We start from the raw sequence: 25,290 nt of genomic DNA on the forward strand, positions 1-25,290 counted from the left end.
GCGCGAAGCGATAATGTCAGAATTCAATTCCCTTCTGTGCCTTCACACCTGAACGGAAAGGATGCTTGATCAATTCCATCTCGGTAACGAGATCGGCAGCGTCAATCAGCTCGTCCTTGGCATTGCGGCCCGTGATGATGACATGCTTCATCTCAGGTTTAGCGGCAAGCACTTCGATTACCTCTTCAACAGGCAGGTAATCATAGCGCAGCACGATGTTGAGTTCGTCGCAGAGCACCATATCGTAGCTTTCATCAAGGATCATGGCTTTGGCTTGCTCCCAAGCGTCACGGGCCATGGCAATATCGCGGGCGCGATCCTGTGTTTCCCACGTAAAGCCCTCGCCAAGTGCGGAAATCGTCACCTGTTCAGGGAATTTCTCCAGCACCCACCGCTCGCCAGTATCCCATGAGCCTTTAACGAACTGCACGACGCCAACCTTCATGCCGTGACCAAGGGCGCGGAAAACCATGCCGAAACCAGCCGTTGATTTGCCTTTGCCCTTGCCTGTATGAACAATCACAAGGCCTTTTTCGTCGGTCTTGGTGGCTTGAATCTTGTCGCGCGCCGCTTTCTTCTTGCGCATCTTATCTGCATGGCGGGCATTCAATTCCTCTTCCGTCATTGAAAGAAGTTTTGCAGATTTCTCAGCCATTTAATGCCCTTTCCGGAATCATTTTCATAAGATTTTCGAGCTCAAACCGCGCTGAATTGGAACGCGGCACCCAGAAGCCGCGTTCAATCGCATCGTTGAGTTTGGACGCTGTTTCGGCGAGTGCCGCCGGATTTTTATCAAGCATGAAATCATGCACTGCTCTATCGGCAATATAGGCCTGATAGACTGCTTCGAAGTGATGGTTACCGACTTTGCCGGTGGTCGCCGCGAAAGCGAAAAGATAATCAACCGTGGCTGCAATTTCCGCAGCGCCCTTGTAGCCGTGGCGCATCACGCCCGCGATCCACTTGGGATTGGCCGCACGACCACGCACAACGCGCGCAAGCTCTTCTTCAAGTGTGCGGATCACCGGCTTTTCAGGCTTCGAATGATCGTTGTGATAGACGGTCGGCATCGCGCCCGTCAGTTTTTCAACCGTTGCAGCCATGCCACCTTCAAACTGATAATAATCATCGCTGTCGAGCAGATCGTGCTCGCGGTTATCCTGATTTTGCACCACCGCCTGCACAGAACGCAGCCGCTCTTCAAGAAGCCCGCGCTCCGCTTGGCCCTCTTCGCCCGCACCATAGGCATAGCCGCCCCAGACAAGCCAGGCTTCCGCCAGATCATTGCGCCCAGCCCAACCATTCTCATCCATCAGTGCCTGCAAGCCAGCGCCATAAGCACCCGGTTTTGAACCGAAGACGCGATAGCCCGCGCGACGTTCGGCGGTCTTTTCATCCGCACCCGTTGCGATAAGCCGTGCTTGTTCGGTCTTTATGCGGCTAGCAATCGGATTGTCCTCCGCCTCTTCATCAAGCGCGCCGACAGCTCGCACGGCCTTGTCAAACAGTGCAATCTGTTCCGGGAAAGCATCACGAAAGAATCCGGAGATACGCAGCGTCACATCCACACGCGGACGGCCAAGCTTGGCAATCGGCACGATCTCGTACCCGGTGACTCGACGCGAAGCCATATCCCATAAGGGTTTTACACCGATCAGCGCCAACGCCTGCGCAATATCATCACCGCCAGTGCGCATGTTGGATGTGCCCCATGCGGTCAGACCAAATGAGGTCGGCCACTCGCCATGATCCTGCGTGTAACGGGTGATCAGCAGTTCCGCTGATTTGCGGCCCAGCTCCCACGCCGCTGGTGTTGGCACGGCACGGCTATCGGTCGAAAAGAAATTGCGCCCGGTCGGCAAAACATCTGGCCGTCCACGCGTTGGCGCACCCGATGGGCCCGGCGGCACAAAGCGCCCGGAAATAGCGGATAAGAAACCTTCAATCTCCGAAGGTCCACAGGATGTCACCATGGGGCGCAAATGATCCTTAATCGACTGCAGCACGGCATTGGTCTGTGTCCAATCTGCCGGACACTCGACTTCGCCCTCCACAAACTGCGCAGCCAGCAATTCGATACGCTCGACCGTATCACCAGCAATACGCCAACTTGCAGGACTTGCACCTACCAGCAATTCAGGCTTCGCCCCAGTCCAGGGGTCGGCCATTGCACAATCGAGCGGATCAAACTCTTCGCCAAGGCCTGCGTCTCTGGCGATAGCGCGCTGCAGGCTCTGCTCGCCCGGCAAGCCACCCAGCGCAACGGGAATACCGCGTGGAACACGCGCCAGTGCCACCAGCAAATCGGTGAGCAAGCGCCCTTGAGGGGCCAGACCAAAAATATGCAACCCATCGCGGATCTGCATTTCCTTGAGATCACAAAGATAGGCATCAAGCTTTTGCAACGCCATATCTTCATCATCATGGTCATGAATACCCGCATCGCGGTCGAGACCAATATCGCGTACCAGATCAAGGATCTGCACTTTCAACCGCAACAGGCGACGCGGATCAACGCCCGAAGCCTCGTAATATTCATCGACCAATGCTTCGAGATCCTTGAGCGGACCGTAGCTTTCAGCGCGCGTTAACGGCGGTGTCAGGTGATCGATGATCACAGCACCCGCACGGCGCTTTGCCTGCGTGCCTTCACCTGGATCATTGACGATGAACGGATAGACATGCGGCGTTGGGCCGAAAACAGCTTCAGGATAACAGTTTTCCGACAGCGCTAAGGCTTTACCCGGCAGCCATTCCAGATTGCCATGCTTGCCCATATGCACGATAGCATCGATCTTCGCCACATCGCGCAGATAAGCATAGAACGCGATATACCCATGCGGCGGCACCAAATCAGGCGAGTGATAGGTCTCTTTCGGATCGATATTATAACCACGTGCAGGCTGAATACCGGCTATTGTTTCGCCAAAGCGCATCAGCGGCAGCGCAAAACCTTCAAGCCTCTTATCAAAGAACGGATCATTTTCCGGCCCACCCCAACGGGTTTCAATTTCCTCCTGAATCACATTCGGAAGCTTTGCAAAGAAAGCCTTGTATTGATTCAAAGAAATGACTTCACGGATGACACGCCCATCACGCGCCGCATTGGTTGGGCCAGCCATCAAAAGCCGAATGAAAGCATCGCCATCGGCAGGAACGTCACCAACCGGATACCCCTCGCCCGCCATGGCGCGCAGCACTTCCACTGTTCCGGCAGGCGTATCAAGCCCGACGCCATTGCCCAGCCTGCCATCACGGTTCGGATAATTGGCAAGGATCAGCGCCACACGGCGCTCTTCTGGCTTTTTACGCTTAAGGCGCACCCAGTTTGCAGCCAATTCGGCGACGAAAGCCACGCGACCCAAATCCGGCTCGTGGGTGACGATATTGGCTTCAACAGTGCTATCGAATTGCTTTGCCGATTTGAAAGACACTGCACGCGACAGCACGCGGCCATCAATTTCGGGCAGTGCGACATTCATCGCAAGATCGCGCGCCAGCAAACCCTGCTGCGATGCTTCCCATGTGGCTTTTGGCGTACCGGAAAAAATCACCTGCAAAACCATATTGCCGCGCTTATCCAGCACGGTCGGTTTACGCTCCGCACCCGGTGACGAAATCGCAAAGCCGGTTGCATTGAGCATAATATCCGGCTGGCAATCGTCAAACAGGCCATCAACCACTGCTGCTGAAAGCCTGTCCTTGAGGCTGGAAACAAAGATCGGAACCGGATTAAGTCCCTTAGCCTGCAATGCACTGATCAGTGCTTCAACCGGCTGCGTCTGTCCGCTTTGCACAAGCGCCCGATAAAAAATGATCGCCGCAGCAGGTGCATCAGCGTCCTGCCATTGCTTACGGATGAGAGCAAGCGATGGCGTTGCCATATTTGGCCACCACAGCCCGGCTTTGAGAAGCGGTGCCGCCTCTTCCGGTTTCTCGCTCTCATCAATCAATGCTGTGCAATAATTGAGAAAGCGGGATGTATTGGCAGCCCCGCCCTCAATTAAATATTGCCAGAGCGCATCGCGCTCCGGTGCGGAAATGGTGGAGAACCGTTCAAGCCCATAATCAGGCTTATCATCACCTGGCAACACCGCAATTTTAATGCCGAGCGAAACAGCACAGGCATGAAGCGCCTCAAGCCCATAAGGCCAATAGGTCTCGCCACCAATAATCCGCACAACAATAAGCTTCGCATGTTGTGCCGTGCGCTCAATATAAGCATCGACCGACATGGGATGTGTCAGGCTCAGGAAATTGGCGAGCCGGAGACTTGGCCCTTCTTTCACAAGCTTGTAGGCGTGAGAAAGACTGGCCAATTCCGTATCGGCGGCGGAAAGGAACAAGATATCGCCCGGCGTCTGACCGAGGTCGACGGCCTCATTGCCGTCGCTGATCGTTCCCTTCTGGGCAAGTAAGAGATGCATTACGAGGTCGCATCTTTCACGGCTTTGATGATCGCCTGTTCATCGATCTCATGCAGACCAATGACGACAAGACGCGTATTGCGCACTTCATCCTTACCCCATGGGCGGTCGAAATAATGCTCAATACGCGGGCCAACGGCCTGCACAACCAGACGCATCGGCTTGCCCGGCACATCGACAAAGCCTTTGAGACGCAGAACATCGTGCGCAGCAATCACCGCCTTGAGCTTCTCGGTAAATGCCTTCGGATCGGTAACCGAGCCTGCTTCAACGACAAAGCTTTCAAACTCATCGTGATCATGCTCATGGCCGTCGGCATGATGGATTTCATGATGCGACTTGCGGTTGGCAATATCGTCTTCCGTCCCCACTCCAAGGCCGAGCAATACGTCTGCACCAAGCTTGCCAAAGCTTGCTGGCACCATGTTGACGCGACGCTTTGAGCGTTCAGCCACATCGGCCTTCACGCTATCGAGTTTCGACGGATCAACGAGATCGGCCTTATTGAGAACAATCAGGTCAGCTGCATGAATCTGATCCTCAAAAAGTTCCTCTAAAGGGCTTTCATGATCAAGAGATTCGTCCGCTGCGCGCTGCGCATCCACCTTATCGTGGTCATCCGCAAAACGACCTTCGGCAACGGCAGCGGCATCGATAACCGTCACCACGCCATCAACCGTGACCTGCGTCTTGATTTCAGGCCAGTTGAAAGCTGCGACCAGCGGCTGTGGCAGCGCCAGACCGGAGGTTTCGATAACGATATGATCTGGGCGGTCTGCACGGTCGAGAAGTTTGGTCATAGTCGGAATGAAATCATCAGCAACGGTGCAACAGATGCAACCATTGTTGAGTTCGATCACGTCTTCCTCACGGCAGCTTTCAATGCCGCAGCCTTTGAGAATTCCACCATCGACGCCCAGATCGCCAAACTCATTGATGATAAGCGCAATACGCTTGCCATTGGCATTTTCCAGCAGATTACGGATCAGTGTCGTCTTGCCGGAACCTAAGAATCCGGTGATCACCGTTGCTGGAATTTTCTGTCCCTGCATCAAATTAACCCTTCATTTTGAGCGACAGACCTGCCGCCATGAAATAAACTTCATCTGCCACTGATGCCACAGCCTGATGCAAAAACCCGGCTGAATCGCGAAACGCGCGCGCCATCCGATTTTCCGGCACAATGCCTAAACCAACTTCGTTGGAAACGAAAACAACCGGCCCTGAAAGCTCAGGCAATGCCGCTATCAGCGTCTCAGTTTCAGCAGCGATATTCTGCTCTGCCATCATCAGATTGGTGACCCAGAGCGTCAAGCAATCGACCAGCACAAAGCGGTCATGCCGCACGCATTTTTCAAGCGCGCCCACAAGGTCGAGCGGCTCCTCCACCGTCTGCCATTCACGCCCGCGACGATCGCGGTGAATGGAGATGCGGCTTTCCATTTCTTTGTCGAATGCGCGCCCTGTCGCAAGATAGACGGGTTGAAGACCTGAGCCTTCAACCAGTTTCTCCGCATAAGACGACTTACCGGATCGGGCTCCGCCAAGAACGAACGTGATTTTTGCATTTTCATTTCGGGGCAGAGCCATGCCTATCAGCCTTCAATATCCGACTTTGCATAGGTCTGAATAAACCAGCCCAGCGCAAGACCAATCACTGCCCACATGAACAGGTTTGTTGCAAGCGATGCGACGGCATATTGCGAAGCAAGCAGCGCTGGAATTGGTGATGCAATATCGTGCGGATGCGGTGCACCATAAAGATGTGGGGCGATAATCAGCACCAGTCCAAGGATTTTAGAAACAATCTCAGCACGCAAAACCAGCAGATAGATGCCGACACCACTCAACACCACGGTCAAGATCCACCAGAGCTGACGCTGCGCCAGATCGGCGGCAGGCATCGCAGGCAATTCCGGCGAAAGCCCTAAAGCTGGCAAGAAAGCGACCGCAAAAAAGCCGGCTATCCCCCAGAGGATACCATTCTGCGGTGTAATACGGCGACCGAGAAGAAGCGCAACCCCACCCAGAAGCAGGGCAAAACCTGCACCGGCCACGAGATTGGCAAGCAATGTGTTGCCAAGACGACCAAACAGCAGTTCAGCGCCCTCTTCTTCTCCGCCATCACTGGCAGCCACCGCAGCATGGTCGTGTGGCGCAGCCGCTTCGGCGTCACCATGGCTATGACCGCCACCGGCGTCTTCATAAGTTTCCGCCTGAATGATCAACGGAACGGTTTTCAAATACATGGCAGGCGTCACGAGAAGCCCTGCCAGAAGGCCAGCAACAAGCGTGGCCAGAAGATAACGGATCAACATTTCATTCCCTCAACAGCAATCCCGCTTCGATGATTGTCCCCCATCGAGCGCTGCTTATTTCCTGTTTTAAAAGCTAAAGGCTTAGTGGCAGGGAAAACCGTATGAATGACGCGTGTCATGCGCCGAATCATGCAGCATATCAGAATGGGCTATCCCAACGCCGTAAATCAGAAATGCGCCGAGCATGAGCGACACCACTGCCGTTCCAAGACGAGCAGCAAGGGAGAGAGGGAGTGTATTGGAAAGTGAATTTTCGTTACGCGCAGCCATGACAACCTCCGTGCAGGCAGCAGGGAAAACCTCCCAAGGGGTGCGGACAGAATGTCCTTCACGCAACAGGCAGGTCTCCTGGCTCACGGGTCGTGGGGAGTGATGCACCTTCCCAGAAACGCTGATGTTTCCAGTGGTTGCCGGTTGCCCGGCTTGCCTCATCCCTCTCCGCTCTACAGTCGCGGGGTCGGCTGCGATAAAGACGCCCGGATTGGGTCCGTCCGTCGCATTCCCTTTTTGGTATCGCCGGGATTCGTTCCGGCAAAGACCTATTGCATAAAGTGACATTAGGCGTTCACTGTTGCGGCGTCAATCGAGTGCAAACAACCCGTCAATATCAAGGCAGGACTCAAGGCCATCAGCCAGTTCATCAAGCGCGGTTTCAATACTTTCGCGATAGTTCCCACCTGAACCGCACACCCCGAGCCCCGCCAGAAATCTATGCCGGAACGCATCTGCACTGAAAGCACCATGCAGATAAGTCCCCATGATACGTCCGCTCGCAGAAACGGCGCCATCATCATGATCACCGATCCGCGAAAATGGCCGGATCACATCAGGGCCAGTGGTACGCCCGATATGAATCTCATAGCCATCAAGCTTAGCATCATAAAGCTGTGAGTGCGCGACAACATTGCGCACGACTTTCTCAGGCTCCATCATGGTTTCGACGTCCAGCAGTCCCAACCCGTCGATGTTGCGCACCTGTCCCTCGATACCGTCCGGGTCGCTGATCCGTTTGCCGAGCATCTGAAACCCGCCACAAATGCCAAGCACGTGCCCGCCGCGCCGCACGTGAAGCTGCAAATCGCGCTCCCAGCCGTTTTCACGAAAGGCAATCAGATCGGCAATCGTCGATTTCGTCCCCGGCAAAACCACAAGCCCTGCATCATGCGGCAGTGGCTGGCCGGGCGGAACCATCACAACTTCAACCTCACACTCCGCTTTCAGCGGATCAAGATCATCGAAATTCGCAATGCGCGGCAACATGGGAACTGCCACTTTCAACGCCTTGGCATCACCCCGCGTTGCGCGTTCCAGCACCACCGAATCCTCCGCAGGCAAACGCGACACGGCTTTAAGCCACGGCACGACACCAAACGATCGCCAGCCCGTAAAACGGGTAATTGCCTCAAGACCATCATCAAACAGCGAAACATCGCCACGAAACTTGTTGATCAGAAAGCCACGCACCATGGCACGGTCTTCTTCGGCCAGAATTGTATGCGTTCCGACCAGCGATGCAATCACTCCGCCCCGATCAATATCTCCCACCAGCACCACCGGCACATTTGCACGTGTGGCAAAGCCCATATTGGCAATATCACCGGCGCGAAGATTAATTTCGGCAGGCGACCCCGCCCCTTCAATCAACACCAGATCAGCACCTTCACTGATAAGATCAAAGGATTCCATCACCGCGGCCATCAGCTGCGGCTTCAATTGTTGATAATAACGCCCGCGCGCCTCGCCACGCACTTTTCCCTGCACGACGACCTGACTGCCCATATCGGTCTGTGGTTTCAGCAGAACCGGGTTCATATGCACCGATGACGGCACACCGCACGCCAGAGCCTGAAGCCATTGCGCGCGACCAATCTCACCGCCATCCTCGCTAACGGCTGCATTGTTTGACATATTTTGCGGCTTGAATGGCCGGACTTTCAGCCCCCGATTGCGTGCCACACGGCAAAGACCGGCAACAAGCACGCTTTTGCCGACATCCGAACCCGTTCCCTGAAACATGATTGCGCGTGTCATGCGAGCTTGCCTATCCCAAGTTTATGCCACTGGCAATCACCAGCGATTGCGGCAAGCTTATATGCAAAAATGCGCATCAGTTTATTACAAAAGTGAGCAACATTATTCCAAAGCAGCGTTGGCAGCCGCGCGCCATTGTGATCTAGTCGCTTCAGGAGGATGCGGTGCTCATAGGGAGGAAACCATGGATACTGCCGACCAGAACCAGTTTGAACTCAACGAGGATCAGCGCGCCATTCAGGATATGGCCCGCGGCTTTGCATCCGATTGCGTTGCGCCTTATGCACTGCAATGGGATCGCGAGAGACATTTCCCGATTGACGTCATAAAAGAAACCGGCCCACTCGGCATGGGCGGCATCTACGTTCGCGAAGACGTGGGCGGATCAGCACTCAAGCGCTCAGACGCGGTCCTTATTTTCGAGGCAATCGCCGAGGCCTGCCCCGCTTTTTCAGCCTTTATCTCCATCCACAACATGGCTGCATGGATGATCGATACGTTTGGCGATGAAAGCCAGCGCCAGACATTCCTGCCCAAGCTCACATCAATGGACTGGCTTGCGAGCTATTGCCTGACAGAACCCGGATCCGGTTCCGACGCAGCCGCACTTTCCACCCGCGCGCAGCGCGATGGCGATCATTATGTGCTTAATGGCACCAAGCAGTTTATTTCCGGTGCAGGCGCCACTGACCTGTATGTCACAATGGTGCGTACCGGCGAGGACGGCCCGAAGGGCATTTCTGCCATTGTTGTGCCGAAAGATGCGCCCGGCCTGTCATTTGGTGCCAATGAGCACAAGATGGGCTGGAACATGCAACCCACCCGAACGGTGATTTTCGACAATTGCTGCGTGCCAGTTGCAAATCGTCTGGGTGACGAGGGCACCGGTTTTAAGATCGCTATGGCAGGCCTTGATGGCGGACGCTTGAACATCGCCGCATGCTCGCTGGGCGGCGCACAATCGGCACTGAACAAGGCACTGGAATACTCAAGCCAGCGCAAGGCTTTCGGCCAGACAATTGATCGCTTTCAGGCATTGCAGTTCCGCCTGGCGGATATGGAGACCGAGCTCTCGGCAGCACGACAGCTTCTTTACTCGGCTGCAAGCAAGCTTGATCGCAAAACCCATGATGCCGGCAAATGGTCAGCCATGGCCAAACGCTTTGTTACTGACACTGGTTTTGATGTGGCCAATGACGCGCTGCAAATTCTGGGCGGCTATGGCTACCTTCATGATTACGGCATCGAAAAACTTGTCCGCGATCTGCGCGTTCACCAGATTCTTGAAGGCACAAACGAGATCATGCGCGTCATTGTTGCACGCCATATGATCGGACGCTGATACATATCTATATGGGAGAAAATCATGGCCACTATCGCTTTTATCGGCCTTGGCAACATGGGCGGACCGATGGCCGCCAATCTGGTGAAAGCCGGGCATAAGGTCATTGGTTTTGATCTGCTGCCTGCTCATCTTGAAGAAGCGAAAGCCAATGGCCTTGAGATCGCAACCAGTGCTGCGGGCGCCGTTCAAACCGCAGATGCAGTGATCACCATGCTGCCCGCAGGCAAACATGTTCTTTCGGTTTATGAAGACATCATGCCTTATGCCCGAAAAGATTCCGTTTTTATCGACTGCTCGACAATTGATGTCGATTCTGCACGCAAGGCCCACGAGATTGCAGCAAGAAACGGCCAGCTTTCTGTTGATGCGCCTGTATCAGGCGGCACAGGCGGCGCTTCTGCCGGCACGCTGACCTTCATGGCAGGCGGCAGCGACGATGCCTTTGGCAAGGCCGAACCGCTGCTTCAGCCTATGGCCGGTAAAATCGTTCATTGCGGCGGTGATGGTGCAGGACAGGCTGCAAAGATCTGCAACAATATGATCCTCGGCATTTCGATGATCGGCGTCAGTGAAGCCTTCGTACTGGCTGAAAAGCTGGGGCTCTCGCATCAGGCGCTGTTTGATGTGGCTTCAACCTCATCAGGCCAGTGCTGGTCACTGACAACTTACTGTCCTGTACCGGGACCGGTCCCGGCATCGCCCGCCAATCGCGAATATAAACCCGGATTTGCAGCAGCCCTGATGCTCAAGGACCTCAAGCTTTCACAGGAAGCGGCAAAAAGTTCGGGTGCTGCAACACCATTGGGCGCACATGCAGAAGCGCTTTACAGCCGTTTCGACAATGAAGGCCATGGAGGGGAAGATTTTTCAAGCATCATCAACTTCCTTCGCGCAACAAAGACGGTTGATGAAAACAAAGCCTGATGCATTTTCTCTGAAGAAAGTTGAAAAAACTTCACTTGTTTAGATTTGCTTAAGTGTCTGATAACGGTCCGGTAACAATGTTGCGCTAGAAAGGAGCAAGAGACGGTTTACACCTTCTCGACGCTCCGGATCTGGTACTGCGTACCGGAGCTTCAGTCTCTTCCGCCTGTGTATTGTTTGGTGGAAGCGCCATGCGTATTTGGCAAGACCGTGCACCTGACGAGGCAGCGCGGTTTTCTGCCGTTGCTGATAATTCATAAATTATACGTGATGATATTGTAAGTTTTTACTTCCGTGATTGAAATCAGGCCATAATCCTGTGAGAGGTATTTCAATTGGAGTACCGTTCGGTCTATTTTGCCAGCTAGACTCCAAGATCTATCGAATTTAAGCATCGTATTTCTTGAAATGCGATTCAGATTTTGGGCAACAGCATTTTGACCACCCTCAAAGCAACCACAGCGCACACTGCAAATAAGTCACTCTTTGGCCTGCCTTTGGCAGTGGTCTTTGTGCTTTGCTATTTTGCTTTTCAGGCAATTCTTGTAACTCTTGTTTCCAATGGCGCTGGCCTTGATGATGCCGAACAGCTGGCCAATATCGGCTATCTGGACTGGGGATATGGCGGATCGCAGCCGCCTCTCTACACATGGATAACCAATATTGCAGCCTCCGTGCTTGGCACATCGATGCTCACGCTGCAAATCGTCAAATTCAGCATGCTTGCCAGCCTGTTTCTGAGCGTCTTTGGCGGAATGCGACTTTTGGGCTTCTCCCGTATGGTCGCTTCAGCATCCATGCTGGGACTGTTCCTCATTCCGCAAATCGGCTGGGAATCACAGCGCGCGCTGACCCATTCCATTGCAGGCACTGCGGGATGCGGCTGGGCATTTCTGGCTTTTGCATGGCATATGCGTGACCGACATGCCGTTTCCGCAGCAGCACTCGGCATTGCAATGGCAGCGGCCATTCTCGGCAAGTTCAACGCATCGCTGTTTGTGATTATGCTGATCGTCACCGGATTATCGGTTGCAGACTATCGCAAGGTCCTGCTTTCAAGGCTCTCTTTTATAACGATCACTGCATTTGCAATTTGCTTCACGCCAACAGCGAACTGGATGCTTGCACACAAGTCGAGTGTGATTGCGCGTTCCGAAAAGCTTCAGATCGGTGCATCCGGCAGTCTGATCTTCGATCGCCTGAATGGTGTGGGAAGCTTCATCGAAGCAGCTTTTCTCTTCGCTGTCGTGGTACTTGCAATCGCGGGCATCATATCTCTTGTTCATCGCTCCAAACGCACCGCGCCAAGCAGACCATTCACCAATGGTGAAGCGTTCATGCGGCGTCTTCTCGTAGTGGGAATGCTGATCGTTTTGGTGGGCGTGGTCGTTGCTGGCGTCAGCAACATAAAGGATCGCTGGCTGCAACCGGTGCTCTTCCTTACGCCAGCGGTCATGGCATGTCTTTTTGAACAATATCGCCGGAACACGCGCGCGCTTACCGAATTCGCGGCCATTAGCATTGCGCTATCGCTCGTTGTACCGCCTGTTCTTGGCTATTATCTGACCTATGGCTCTAGCACTCCGCCCTATGGTCAACTGGATTATCAAAGCCTTTATCAAGAGATACGCAAAGATGGTGATTTTAAAACAATCCTGACAGACAACGCGCAGATTGGCGGGAATTTCAGGCTCTTCGATCCATCAATCGAAGTGATCCACCCCGAAACACCTTATGGTGCATCACGCGCCTCAAAACCTGTACTGGTGATGTGGTTTGGTGATACTGCCCCAAATGCACGTGTATCCACGCTTATGCGTGAAGCAAATATCATGGCACCCGATACTGGCATCAAGACTGCAAACATCATCTACCTAACGCGTCCCGATCAGCATATGACGGTGAGCTACTTCTTGCAGAAGTAAAAAGGTTCGGGAGAACCCGAACCTTTTTTATCACTCAACGGTTTCCTGAACAGCGTGAGCCGTGCTCTTAACATCGCGCCCCACGCCGCGAACCGTATTGGCGCAGGATGCAAGTGTGAAAGCACAAAGAACGATAGCAACTGGAACAATACGAGATAGCTTCATAGGTGTCTCTCCATTTAGATGCAGTTCTAACAAGATGCCCCCAAACAATAGTCCCGCCTTGGCCAACGTCCTGATGGCGAGGCCATATTTTGGCTCTCACATTGGTCATTTAGCGTAGCTTTTCCTCCCGGCAAGAGCAGCGATTTAGCCGCACGCAACAACACTGCCCCACCCCGAACGCAACGTCTCAAACCGGCCGCTACGGCGATACGATTCAAAGACGTTACGCAGATGATCAGCAACCACCTGAATATGTTGCCTTGCATCGGGTTTAATGATCATGCCAAGCTGATAACGGCCAAGCTGCGGCAAATTATGTTCAGGGCCAAGAGGCACGATACCTTCCCCCAATAAGGTTTTGCCAAAAGGAGCGATCGCAAGATCCGCCTGTATCGCGGCGCGCTGGCCCGTAGAATGCGAACTCATATAGGCAATGCGGTAGGCCCGCCCCGATTTCTCAAGCGCCTCAAGTGCATTTCCGCGCCAAGCGCAGCCCTCTTCCCATATGGAAAGCGGCAAGGGATCACGGCGATAAGCAGTGCCGCATCTGGCACCCGCCCAAACCAGCTCCTCATCGAGCAATATCTCAACATCACCTTTGCTTGGGACTGTGTGTGAGAGATTGACCAGCGTAACATCAAGCCGTCTTTCATCAAGACGCTTGCGCAGATTAGCGCTCTGATCGATCACGACATCGACCGTAACACCCGGATGCGTTTCTGCAAAACGCTTCAAAACGAGCGGCAACACACATTCACCAATGTCATCAGGCGATCCGAGCCGAACAACACCAGTCACTGTCGGCGCGACAAATTTCGCCACAGCCTCACGATTGAGCGCCAGCAGTCGCCGCGCATAACCAAGCAGCACTTCGCCATCGCTGGTCAGCCTCACCGAACGCGCATCCCGTTCAAAGACCGCAGCGCCCAGTTGCTCTTCAAGCTTCTTGATCTGCATGGAAACAGCAGAAGGTGTGCGAAACACCACATTGGCAGCCGCCGAAAAACTACCCGTATCGGCAATGGCTGCAAATGTCCGCAGCACATCTATATCAAGCATTGGCAGAGGATGCTGTACGGGCGCTGTCATCGTGGGCTCCACATGAAGTTAGTTCAATTTTTCTGACTTTATACCTTTCTATATTTCGTTTGATTGAACGTCAAGATCGCGGCAAGCTTCAAGCATAGAGGTCAAGACACGTCAGAAAACACTTGATCTCAATTCTGCCTGGAGAACAAAAATGAGCATTCAGTGTGAACCCCTGCAAAGAGAATGTATCGCGCGCCCATTCATCATCACGCACTGGCTGCAAGCGAGCATGGCATCGGTCAGCGCATTTTACACCAACTGGACATATCAGCGGCGCATAAAGAAGAGCCGCAGAATTCTCGAAAGCCTGCCCGAGCACATTCGGCACGACATCGGCTGGCCTTGCGTGGATGACCGCCTTCCCGCCCCCGCGAGGAGAGGCCAAATGCAGTAAGGCATATTCGAATTGCGAGTTGGAATTTTCCGCCTTCAATTTAGCGACATATAGGGACCAATATACGGCAGGCATTTAGCCGCACTATTCAACCCGAAAGTTCTATGTCTCAATACGCCTATCCTGTTTGCGCCATGACCTATCCCCTGTAAAATAGGGCAGGAGCAATGGGACTACCGGTCAAAAAGCGACCGGATGACTGGGCCTTCTATAGTCCCGGTGTCATGACGGAGGCACAAAGCCGGAAACTGCGTCGGGAACCGCAGTTCGGGCTTTTGAGAATGGGAACGATCAGGCTATGAATCCAGCTTCATCGATTAAGCGGTCTATTGTTTTTTTTCTTGTCCCTGACTTCTCGATGATCGCATTTGCGACAGCGATAGAGCCACTGCGCATTGCCAATCGAATGCTGGGTTATGAAGCCTATCACTGGCGTTTGACGTCCACCGATGGCAAGCCGGTCAAGGCTTCAAATGGCGTGGAATGCGCGGTCAATGCGTCACTGGAGGATGAACGCCGCTATCTTCAAAGCGAACAACGCCCATCCATGGTCTTTGTCTGCTCAGGCGTCTATGTCGAGGATTTCCGCAACAAATCTGTCTTTGCCTGGCTGCGTGAAGAATATAACCGCGGCGTTGCGGTTGGCGGGCTCTGCACCGGTGCGCATATTCTGGCGGCTGCGGGCCTTCTCTCGGGCAAACGCTGCGCCATTCATTGGGAAAACCTGCCAGGCTTTTCGGAAGCTTTTCCGAAAGCTGAAGTCTATGCCGATCTTTTTGAAGTGGATAGCAATATCTTTACATGCGCAGGCGGAACCGCTTCGCTCGACATGATGCTGAAGCTCATCGGCGATGACTTCGATGATAATCTGGTCAACCGCATTTGCGAACAAGCCCTCACCGACCGGGTACGCAACCCGCACGACCGCCAACGCCTGCCACTTCGCGCCCGCCTTGGCATCCAGAATTCAAAGATTCTGACCATCATCGAAATGATGGAAGCCAACCTTTCCGAACCGGAAGCACTCATTAACGTAGCCCATAATATCGGGCTTTCGCGCCGTCAGGTCGAACGCCTGTTCCGTCAGGAAATGGGCCGTTCTCCGGCACGATATTATCTGGAAATACGCCTCGACCGGGCCCGGCATTTGCTGTTGCAATCCTCCTTGCCGGTGGTTGAAGTTGCCGTCGCCTGCGGGTTCGTTTCCGCGTCGCATTTTTCCAAGTGTTATCGCGAGCTTTATGGTCGCTCACCCCAGCAGGAACGGGCTGACCGGAAAATGCTGATTGCGGCATAATCCCGAGGATCATAACAAAACCCGCGCACTCAGAACGCGGGTTTTTCTTTTAAATCATAGTGATAGCCCTGCGTGATGAATCAAATCATCAACATGGAGCCACGATCTACCCTTCACGCACCAGCGCCATTTTGCAACGAAGATGTTTCGGTCGTCTCGTGCCGTGATTATGTCGTAGAATGACAATTGTGGGCCGGGCGCAGCCACTATGATTCCATCAAATACAAAATGGGATCGCATGAAATGGCAGAGTTTCCTAAAAAGGCAAAAGTGGTCATTGTCGGGCTTGGTGGAATTGTCGGAGCATCCGTCGTCCACCACCTGATCGAACGGGGATGGGACGACATTGTCGGCATCGACAAATCCGGCATCCCCACGGACATTGGTTCCACCGCACACGCATCTGATTTCTGCTATGCGACAAGCCATGATTTCCTGTCATGCTGGACGACGCTCTATTCCATCGATTTCTATGAAAAAATGGGCCATTACGCCCGCGTCGGCGGTATTGAAGTTGCCCGCGTCGGCGACGATGCCCGAATGGAAGAGCTCAAGCGCAAGGTCGCATCCGGCAAAGCCTTTGGTACGCGGGCTCGCCTGATGGAGCCATCCGAAGTCAAAGAAAAATTTCCACTGATCGAAGAAAGCCTTGTTCAAGGCGGTTTGTGGGACCCGGATGCAGGCCTTGTTATTCCACGCTCGCAAACAGTTGCAGGCAGATTGATTGATCAGGCGGAAAATGCGGGAAAGCTTAAAAGCTTTGCAAACACACCCGCTCAGTCGCTCATCGTTGAAAATGGACGCATCAAGGGCGTTGTCACCCATCGTGGTACAATCGAAGCCGACTATGTGGTGGTTTGCGCCGGTCTCTGGGGCCGGCTGATTGCCGAAATGGTTGGCGAAGACCTGCCCGTCATGCCCATTGATCATCCGCTGACCTTCTTCGGCCCCTATAATGCGTTTGCCGGAACCGGCAAGGAAATTGGCTGGCCACTTTTGCGCGATCAGGGCAATTCGGCCTATATGCGTGACACCGGCGACCCAAAGACCGCCGAAGGTGGTCAAATTGAGTGGGGCTACTACGAGGAAACCAATCCGCGCCTCTGCCACCCGCGTGACCTTCTTGAAAAACATGAAGCCCGTTTGTCGCCATCACAGCGTGATCTCGACATGGAGCAGGTTCTTGAACCACTCGAACGCGCCATCGAACTAACCCCCATTCTCGGCGAGCTGGGCTATAATGAAAGCCATTCCTTCAATGGTTTCCTACAGGTAACAACCGATGGCGGACCTTCAATCGGCGAAAGCCAGAAAGTCCGTGGCCTCTGGTATGCGGTTGCAATCTGGGTCAAGGACGGCCCCGGCATGGGTAAACTCATTGCCGACTGGATGACCGATGGTCGTACAAAAATCGATCATCACGCCATCGACTATTCGCGCTTCTATCCGCACCAGATGACCGAGCAATTCATCTGGGATCGCTGCACCGAAACCGCAATGAAGGTTTACAATCCGGCGGTGCATCCGCGTGAGCCCTTTTCCAAAGGCCGCAATATTCGCCGTTCACCGTTCTATGAACGGGAAAAGGAACTGGGTGGCCACTTCATGGAACTGGGTGGCTGGGAGCGTGCGCACGGCTATGCAGCCAATGAGCATCTGCTGGAAAAATATGGCGACCGTATTCCGGTGCGGGAAAATGAGTGGGACAACCGCCATTTCTGGCGCGTTTCCAATGCCGAGCACCTGGCATTGAGTGAAGATTGCGGCATCATCAATCTCTCGCATTTTGCGATGTACGACATAGAAGGCCCGGATCATGTCGCGCTGATGGAGTGGCTGTGTGCTGCAAAAATCGGCGGTGACGCCAATATCGGAAAGGGCATTTACACCCACTTTCTCGATGATGAAGGCATGGTGCGCGCCGATTTCACCGTAATGCGCATGGCTGACAGTATGCGTATGATCAACGGCGCCGATGCCGGTCCCCGCGACTTCCATTACATGCGCCGCGTTGCTGAAGATAAGGGTTTTGATGTCACCATCACCGATGTTACAGAAAAATACGCCACCATCGGCATCTGGGGACCAAACGCCCGCGATAATCTCAAGAAGGTTGTCGAAAATCCGGAAGGTCTTGATATTGACAACTTTGCCTTTGCCGCCATCAAGCCGATCCGTATTGCGGGCAAGGATGTAACCGCCTTCCGCATTTCCTATGTCGGTGAACAGGGTTGGGAATTGCACATGCGCTATGAAGACGGCCTCGCCATATGGGATGCGCTGCGTTCAACCGGCGCAATTGCGGTTGGTGTTGAAACCTATGCCAATAGCCGCCGGATGGAAAAAAGCCTGCGTCTCCAAAATGCGGATCTGCTCACCGAATATAATCTTCTTGAAGCGGATCTCGCTCGCCCAAAGGTCAAGGAGGCAGACTTCCGCGGCAAGGCAAAGCATCTGGAGTATAAGGCCCGCGATCATCAACCAGCCATGCTCTGCACGCTGGTTATGACAGAAAATGTCGATTCCAAAGGCGTCAAACGCTATCCGGTCGGCATTCTACCGGTCCTTGATCCTGAAACGGGAGAAACGCTGATCGATGAACTCGGTCGCCGGTCCTTCACCTCGTCCATCGCCTACGGCCCGAGCATCGGCAAGAACATCGCGCTTGCTTATCTGCCTTGGTCCTATTGTCAGCAAGGGCGAAAGCTGAATGTCGAATATTTCGGCGAAACGTATCCGGTGGAGGTTGTATCGATTGGCTATAAGCCACTCTACGATCCAGAAAATCTCAAGCCGCGAAGCTGATATAATCATTTAAAAGGTGCAAAAAGCCGGGGCAAACCCCGGCTTTTTATCAACGTAATCTGAACTTATTGAAACGATGCCTTGCCGCCAGAAATAACGATCTTTTCATCGCCCTTCAGCGCCTCACGGTCACCGTTCGGGAAGGTCACAAAGCAACCACCATCGCAAAAATCGACTGTTTCGGCTGGTGCTATCAGCATTTCACGCTTTGACGCGCCTTCAGTGACGACGATGGTCTGAGCGGCGCTATCATTGTTCGATACGGTTGCAGCATAAAGGCCTGGCATGGAAAACGAAAGTGCGAGCACCGCACCAAGCGCAACCTTGCCAGCATAATTGACCTGAGTTCTGTTCATATCGTTTCAGCGCTTCCGCTGCTCCCGCTATAAGCCGAAAATTCGGCCCCCTTGCTCTGAGACAGTTCAACTGCCTCTTTTCACGACCACTTATAAGACTTCAAAGCTGAACTGCAACTGAACGCACCTTCATACCTTGTCGTCATGCTGCGGCTTATCACCCTCGCCCGGCTTGTCCTTGCGCAGTTTTGCGCCGCGTGATCTGTCCTTCTCGATAATCTCGGAAACTCTTTCGATTTCAGAAACGCCAAGCACCAGATTGGTTGCAGACGACGAAAATGGAATTCCTTCAGCATGAAAACGTTCGACAATCTGGAATCGCAACTCGTTCTTGATGGAACCCGTAGACGTAATATCTGCGACATGCGCATAAACGTCGAAAATCATTAATGAATCCGTCACACTCTGAAAGGCCACAAACGGCTCCGGATTTTTCAAAATGGACGGATGACCGCGAATAATTTCAGACAGAAGTGCGTGAACACGGCGAGGATCGTCAGTGTAAGCGGCCTGCACATTGATATCAATGCGACCAAGCTTGTTGCGTAGCGTCCAGTTACCGACATTACCGTTGATGAGCGTAGAGTTTGGAACAACAATCGACTGCTTCTGGAAAGTTTCCACTTCCGTTGCGCGAACGCTGATTTTCTTGACAATACCGCTGACGGTACCCGCCTCGACCCAGTCACCAACCTTAAAAGGGCGCTCTGCAAGAAGAATAAGGCCGGAAACAAAATTCTGCACGATGTTCTGAAGGCCAAAACCGATACCAAGCGAGAGACCGCCGGCGATCAGGGCAAGGCTTGAAAGATTAAAACCCGCAGCCGACACTGCAATCAGCGCCGCCAACACCAACCCGACATATCCGACAACAGTACGGATCGAGTTACGGACGCCCGAGTCAACACGTCCACGCGCGAGAACTTTGCTATCCAGCCAGTTCTGAAACCAGTGGGTCAATAGATAGACGATGAAGAACAAGGAAATCCCGGTCAAAATCCCCATAAGTGATATGGAAATGCTGCCGATCTGGAAACCCGTCATCCAATGATAGAACGTGTTCTTAAGCTCGGACCACTGGAATCCGAACTGCATCAACACCAGCGGAATGCCAATCAGCGCCACCGCGAGATTGATGAGGATACCAACAACAAGACCGAGTTGGTCAAGCTTTGCCTCATCAAAATGAAACCGTTCGCGCAAAATCCGCCCAATGGGGCTGGATGCGAAAGCCTGCTCTTCGGAAATGGCGCGCCCCGTGAGAAAACCAAGATACATCGTCACAAGAAATGCGCCGGTAACCACAATCTGTTGCGCCATAAACCGGGCCAGGCCGATAAAGCCAAGTCCGGCCGCAACAATTGGTACAAGACCAAGAAGCAACAGAAATATCCTGAATGCTTTAGGCCAGGGACGAACAGCTTCTCCGGGGATCTTCTCAATCGGCTTGAGAAACGCAATAACCAGTATCAATACGCCAATAACAACAGTCGAAAGCAGGCTTTTCGCCATCGTCAGTGACAAGGGTGACGACAGCACCTGATTAACTTTGCTGAAAAACGAATCCAGCCCATTGATCAGTGCTATGCCGGTAATCAGCCAGACCAATGCCCGGCCCGGACGCGGAGCGATAGGCACCAAACGCCATGCAGGCGTATAAGGACTGATACACGCAAATGCCAACCGGCTGATAAAGAAGACAATGCCCAAGACGATAAACAGCGATTGCAGGAGTGCACCAATATCAGGTCTGAGCACATTAAAATAATCGAGACAAAAATAGGTCGTTGCAAGAAAAACAGCGACCGCCCCCGAAGGGATAGCGGTGGACCAGAAGGCAACCGATAAGCGGCTCAGATAAGAAGGGGCTTCATTGTTGACGTCACGTTCATAAAGCGAACCCAGAGCCCGCCGCGCGCCAAGCTGAATAATCAACGCCGCGATGAGCGCAAAGAACGCGGCAGCCAGAAATGAATTCAGCTTGAAGGTAAAAACGAAACGCCACCATGATTTCACGATGCTCCACAGCGAAATCATCTGATTCCCGGCAGCGGAAGACACTTCGGAGCCGAGTGTAAGATCAAGGTTGACACGCTGGGACAATGTTTGCGTGAAAAGATCACGCCGCATATTGCTGATTTTTGCCGACATCTGATTGACGGCCAGCGATGCATCTTCGGTTTCACCGATAACCGCGTTGATTTCGGCCTTTTCTGCAACCAGTCGCGCCCGCTCTTCAGCAACGATTGCAGGCTCTGCCGGTTGATCGCCGGAAGGTGCGGCACCCAGTTGCTCAAGACGTGTGTTGATTTCCGTCAGGCGAGGACGAAAAGCGACACCGGCATCAAGCAACTTCTTCGAAAGCGCATCGAGCTGAAGCTTAAAATTCGCAAGCGATTCATCGTTGGTTGCAGATTTCTGCAACTGATCACTGATCGTCTTCGTCTGCTGTTTCAGATCATTGATAACAGGCTTTTGCTGCTGAACGACACTGGATACAGGTGCACCACTATCCACCGTAGGGGCGGATGCGGGTGCGGACGATGGTGCCGTTTCGGCCTGCTCCGCTTGCGGCTGTTGCAGCTTGCTATCCTGAGCAAGAGCGTTATCGAACGCCCCAAGCAGAAAGGCAACACCAGTCACGGCAAAGGCAAAAGCACGGAACGTCGATAAATATGCCAATTTAGAACTCTGCTGTTTTACAAACACGGGGGAACAAAAAGCGTGCGATCGTGGAAGCGATACTAATGCATAATCCGACCGAAGTGAAACAAGGATCGATAAGATTATGCATCAAATAAAAGGGTTTAGAGCGCCGATTTGATTCAATCGACCAAACGCGCTCTCAAGCATGCATGCCCAAAGTGAGAACCGTTTTGGAACAAAGATATGCAAAAAACAAAAGCCAAACCGTGTCATCTTATCACCATAAAATACGGCGCGGATTGGGCCTTATAAAGAGTATGGCATTGGGCAGAAACAGAAAAGGATTCCAATTTGTGAAACGATGCTGTAGTTGTCTGGGCGAAGTCCCCAAAAGTCGGCAGACTTTTCAGGGTTGAGATTTACGGTAAAGCCGCTCCGGCACCAGGTCATTTTTGCGGAAAGACTTAAAGGGAAAGTCCAGGCATTTTGATAAAGGGCATGAAGAACAGGATTGAGCATATTGATCGTTACAAGCAGCATGGCTTCATGCTATTTGTAACGTGTGTCCTGTCATTTACTGCCTTTATTTTTGCTGTGGACCTCTCAGCGCTCGCCGATGACGCGGGGCAGAATACGCCAAAAAGCATGGCAGCACAGCAGGTTGCAGACGCACCTGCCATACCCACGCGCCAGCAATCGACGCCGGCGCCGCAGCCGATGCGCGCTGTCCTTGCTCAAGCAGCCGCGGCAAAAATTAAAGCAGCCCATTCCAGCGGCAAAAGCGCAGCGCTAGCGGCTCAGCCAAACCAGCTGGCCTTTTTTGACGCAAAACCCGTCGAAGCTGCAAGCGCCTCCAAGTTTTTAAGACTTTCACGAAGCACATATTCCCAAGTGCGCGCGCCACCACAAAGCGCCTGAAAACCATCATGGCGATTGGCAATATCCAATCCTGAATCATTTACGAAGAAATGCGCGCTAGGCTTTTGTATTCTATACGAAATTTACACGTGCTCAATATCTGGAATTTCAACTCATGCGTACTTCTAAATGGGTCGCTGTGCTTTATGGCCTGATCGTTTTGATCGGCGTCATCATCGCCTTGCCCAATTTCTTCACAAAGCCACAACTTGAGGCGTTGCCGTCGTGGTTCCCAAAGCGGCAGGTGACGCTTGGTCTCGATCTGAGTGGTGGCTCCTATCTCGTCCTTGAAGTGGATGCGGCCAGCCTCAAAAAAGATCGTATGCGGGCGCTGCTCGACGATGCACGCAGCAAGCTGCGCGCTGAACGCATTCAACCACAATCGATCCGTGCCGTTGGTGATGCGGTTATTGTCACAATCCCTGATGCCGATCAGCGTGCAAAAGCCGATACAGCGCTTAAAACACTGATTTCACAGGTCAACACCACAGGCTTCGGAACTGCGATCAACGATATTGATGTTACCACCAGTGACAATCAAATCCGCCTGACGCTGACAGAGGCCGGCTTCACCTATCGTCTTGATGCGGCATTGCAGCAGAGCCTTGAAATCATTCGTCAGCGTGTGGATCAGGTCGGTGTTGCCGAACCTTCAATCCAGCGCGTTGGCTCTGACCGTATCGTTGTTCAGCTTCCGGGCCTGCAGGACCCGGCCCATCTTCGTCAGCTTCTTGGAAGCACTGCGAAGATGAGCTTCCATATGGTCGCGGACGTCAATCCGAATGATCCGCCACCACCCGGTGTCACCATTCTGCCGGATTCCAAAGACCCGAACATCAAATACCCGATCGAAGATCAGATCGCACTTTCTGGCGAACGCCTGACCGATGCGCGTGCAGGCTTTGATCCGCGCACCAATGAGCCAATCGTGTCGTTCCGCTTCGACAGCCTTGGCGCGCGTCAGTTTGCGGACATCACGACCAAGAATGTGGGCCGTCCATTCGCCATCGTTCTTGACGACAAGGTCCTGACCGCACCGCGTATCAATGAGCCGATCACCGGCGGTTCAGGCCAGATTACCGGCAATTTCACGGTTCAGGACAGTGTCGTTCTGTCGGCGCTGCTGCGTGCAGGTGCTTTGCCTGCTCCGCTGACCGTGATTGAAGAACGCACCGTTGGTCCTGACCTTGGCGGCGACGCCATCAAGATGGGGCTTGTTACGGGCATCATCGGCTTCGTCCTCGTAGCCGTCTTCATCCAGCTCCTCTATGGCGTCTGGGGCACCATCGCCAACGTAGCACTGCTGCTCCATACCTTGTTGACGTTCTCGGCATTGAGCCTGATCGGAGCGACGCTGACACTGCCGGGTATCGCAGGTATCATTCTGGGTATCGGTATAGCGGTCGACGCGAACATTCTGATTAACGAACGCATACGAGAAGAAACACGCAGAGGTCTGGGCGCTATGGCGGCCCTCGACAAGGGCTTCCATGCGGCTTTCTCAACCATTGTGGACGCGAATGTCACCTCGCTGATCTCTACCGTGCTTCTCTTTACATTCGGCACAGGTCCGGTACGCGGTTTCGCGGTTACCATGATGCTGGGTATTGCGATTTCCATGTTCACCGATGTGACGCTCGTTCGCATGGCGATGGCCTGGTACGTTCGCAAACGTAAGCTCAAGACCCTTGTCATCGAACCATTCCTGAAATTCGTTCCTGAAAAGACGAATATCAGCTTCATGAATGCGCGTTTTATCGGCATCGCAGTCTCTATCGTGCTTTCGATTGCTTCCATTGGCCTGTTTTTCAAGCCGGGGCTCAATTACGGCATCGACTTCAAGGGCGGTATTCAGGCTGAAATCGTAACCTCTCAGCCAGCCAATCTGGCACAGTTGCGTGAAAAGCTCAGCGCACTCGGACTGGGCGAAGTTGCCCTTCAGTCTGCGGGAACTCCGAATGATGTCCTGATCCGCATCCAGCGTCAGGATGGTGGCGAAGAAGCGCAAACCGTTGCAGTCAACAAAATGCGCGATGCTGTGATGGAACTGGACCCTGGCACAAAGATCGAACGCAGTGAGGTTGTCGGACCGAAAGTCTCCGGTGAACTGGCACGTTCCGGCTTTATTGCCGTGATCTTGTCAGCGCTTGGAATGCTCGTCTATCTTTGGTGGCGCTTCGAGTGGTTCTTTGCGATGGGTGCGATCATCACGCTTATCCTCGACACCACAAAAATGGTCGGTTTCTTCGCGCTGTTCCAGCTCGATTTCAACCTGACGGCCATTGCAGCGCTTCTGACAGCGATCGGTTACTCGGTAAACGATAAGGTCGTGGTTTATGACCGCATGCGTGAAAACATGCGTCTTTATAAGTCAAAGCCTCTGCGCGAAATCGTTGACATGAGTATCAATCAGGTGCTGGTGCGCTGTGTTTATACCTCGATGACAACATTCCTGTGTATGCTCCCGATGGCAATCTGGGGCGGCAGCGCCGTTCATAATTTTGCCGTGCCTATGCTGTTCGGTATCTTTATTGCGACTTCATCGTCGATCTTCATCGCAGCACCAATCCTGCTGTTGCTCGGCAACTGGTGGCAGCATCGTCAGCACGCCCATCAGGCGATTGAAGACAGCGCCACAGCGCAGAAATAA

18 protein-coding genes and 1 riboswitch are annotated in these 25,290 nt (G+C 53.3%); of the genes, 7 read left to right on the forward strand and 11 right to left on the reverse strand.

Going from position 1 to position 25,290, the window contains the following annotated elements; genetic code table 11:
• Window positions 1-16 precede the first annotated feature (16 nt).
• The 7 genes from cobO to OPR82_RS13160 all read right to left on the reverse strand — a co-directional run bounded on the left by cobO (window position 17) and on the right by OPR82_RS13160 (window position 8,776).
• On the reverse strand, window positions 17-655 hold the full coding sequence (gene cobO, locus OPR82_RS13130) for a cob(I)yrinic acid a,c-diamide adenosyltransferase (RefSeq protein WP_265985324.1): 639 nt from the start codon (window positions 653-655) through the stop codon (window positions 17-19).
• Window positions 648-4,427, reverse strand: a complete 3,780-nt coding sequence (gene cobN, locus OPR82_RS13135; protein ID WP_265985325.1) for a cobaltochelatase subunit CobN — start codon at window positions 4,425-4,427, stop codon at window positions 648-650. The genes cobO and cobN overlap by 8 nt, the downstream gene beginning before the upstream one ends.
• Window positions 4,427-5,479 (reverse strand): cobalamin biosynthesis protein CobW, encoded by a 1,053-nt coding sequence (cobW, locus tag OPR82_RS13140; RefSeq protein ID WP_265985326.1) that lies wholly within the window; start codon window positions 5,477-5,479, stop codon window positions 4,427-4,429. Before cobW ends, cobN begins: the two co-directional genes overlap by 1 nt.
• 4 nt (window positions 5,480-5,483) lie before the next feature.
• Window positions 5,484-6,017 (reverse strand): bifunctional adenosylcobinamide kinase/adenosylcobinamide-phosphate guanylyltransferase, encoded by a 534-nt coding sequence (cobU, locus tag OPR82_RS13145; RefSeq protein WP_265985327.1) that lies wholly within the window; start codon window positions 6,015-6,017, stop codon window positions 5,484-5,486.
• A 5-nt stretch (window positions 6,018-6,022) separates the two neighbouring features.
• Entirely contained in the window at window positions 6,023-6,745 is a 723-nt protein-coding gene (locus OPR82_RS13150) for a CbtA family protein (RefSeq protein ID WP_265985328.1), read from the reverse strand.
• An 81-nt stretch (window positions 6,746-6,826) separates the two neighbouring features.
• On the reverse strand, window positions 6,827-7,015 hold the full coding sequence (locus OPR82_RS13155; protein WP_265985329.1) for a CbtB domain-containing protein: 189 nt from the start codon (window positions 7,013-7,015) through the stop codon (window positions 6,827-6,829).
• A gap of 51 nt (window positions 7,016-7,066) precedes the next feature.
• Window positions 7,067-7,303: riboswitch (cobalamin riboswitch) on the reverse strand.
• Between the two features lie 21 nt (window positions 7,304-7,324).
• Entirely contained in the window at window positions 7,325-8,776 is a 1,452-nt protein-coding gene (locus OPR82_RS13160; RefSeq protein ID WP_265985330.1) for a cobyric acid synthase, read from the reverse strand.
• 184 nt (window positions 8,777-8,960) lie between these two features.
• Between OPR82_RS13160 and OPR82_RS13165 the strand changes: the two genes are divergently transcribed.
• From OPR82_RS13165 to OPR82_RS13175, 3 genes are all read left to right on the forward strand, one after another.
• Window positions 8,961-10,118, forward strand: a complete 1,158-nt coding sequence (locus OPR82_RS13165) for an isobutyryl-CoA dehydrogenase (protein ID WP_265985331.1) — start codon at window positions 8,961-8,963, stop codon at window positions 10,116-10,118.
• A 24-nt stretch (window positions 10,119-10,142) separates the two neighbouring features.
• Window positions 10,143-11,045 (forward strand): 3-hydroxyisobutyrate dehydrogenase, encoded by a 903-nt coding sequence (gene mmsB / locus OPR82_RS13170; RefSeq protein WP_265985332.1) that lies wholly within the window; start codon window positions 10,143-10,145, stop codon window positions 11,043-11,045.
• Window positions 11,046-11,482: 437 nt separating this feature from the next.
• Complete coding sequence (locus OPR82_RS13175; RefSeq protein WP_265985334.1) at window positions 11,483-12,970, forward strand: glycosyltransferase family 39 protein; 1,488 nt, start codon at window positions 11,483-11,485, stop codon at window positions 12,968-12,970.
• 30 nt (window positions 12,971-13,000) lie between these two features.
• Here the strand turns inward: OPR82_RS13175 and OPR82_RS13180 are convergent, their stop codons facing one another.
• Both OPR82_RS13180 and OPR82_RS13185 read right to left on the reverse strand, forming a co-directional pair.
• A complete protein-coding gene (locus OPR82_RS13180; RefSeq protein WP_094539832.1) occupies window positions 13,001-13,135 on the reverse strand; it encodes an entericidin A/B family lipoprotein in 135 nt (44 codons plus the stop codon).
• Window positions 13,136-13,279: 144 nt separating this feature from the next.
• A complete protein-coding gene (locus OPR82_RS13185; protein ID WP_265985335.1) occupies window positions 13,280-14,224 on the reverse strand; it encodes a LysR family transcriptional regulator in 945 nt (314 codons plus the stop codon).
• Window positions 14,225-14,916: 692 nt separating this feature from the next.
• Between OPR82_RS13185 and OPR82_RS13190 the strand changes: the two genes are divergently transcribed.
• Window positions 14,917-15,915, forward strand: coding sequence for a GlxA family transcriptional regulator (locus tag OPR82_RS13190; RefSeq protein WP_265985336.1), 999 nt, complete (start codon window positions 14,917-14,919; stop codon window positions 15,913-15,915).
• Between the two features lie 243 nt (window positions 15,916-16,158).
• Window positions 16,159-18,720: a GcvT family protein gene (locus OPR82_RS13195; protein ID WP_265985337.1), complete on the forward strand. Its 2,562-nt coding sequence runs from the start codon at window positions 16,159-16,161 to the stop codon at window positions 18,718-18,720.
• Window positions 18,721-18,785: 65 nt separating this feature from the next.
• Here OPR82_RS13195 and OPR82_RS13200 read toward each other — a convergent pair whose 3' ends face one another.
• Together OPR82_RS13200 and OPR82_RS13205 are read right to left on the reverse strand one after the other, a co-directional pair.
• Window positions 18,786-19,076, reverse strand: coding sequence for a hypothetical protein (locus OPR82_RS13200; RefSeq protein ID WP_265985338.1), 291 nt, complete (start codon window positions 19,074-19,076; stop codon window positions 18,786-18,788).
• Between the two features lie 129 nt (window positions 19,077-19,205).
• Window positions 19,206-21,758: a mechanosensitive ion channel family protein gene (locus tag OPR82_RS13205; protein WP_265985339.1), complete on the reverse strand. Its 2,553-nt coding sequence runs from the start codon at window positions 21,756-21,758 to the stop codon at window positions 19,206-19,208.
• A 462-nt stretch (window positions 21,759-22,220) separates the two neighbouring features.
• Here OPR82_RS13205 and OPR82_RS13210 point away from each other — a divergent pair, with 462 nt between their 5' ends.
• Both OPR82_RS13210 and secD read left to right on the forward strand, forming a co-directional pair.
• Window positions 22,221-22,640, forward strand: coding sequence for a hypothetical protein (locus OPR82_RS13210; protein WP_265985340.1), 420 nt, complete (start codon window positions 22,221-22,223; stop codon window positions 22,638-22,640).
• 115 nt (window positions 22,641-22,755) lie between these two features.
• On the forward strand, window positions 22,756-25,290 hold the full coding sequence (gene secD, locus OPR82_RS13215) for a protein translocase subunit SecD (RefSeq protein ID WP_265985341.1): 2,535 nt from the start codon (window positions 22,756-22,758) through the stop codon (window positions 25,288-25,290).

This window comes from Ochrobactrum chromiisoli, from assembly GCF_026241335.1.
Taxonomy (GTDB): domain Bacteria; phylum Pseudomonadota; class Alphaproteobacteria; order Rhizobiales; family Rhizobiaceae; genus Brucella; species Brucella chromiisoli.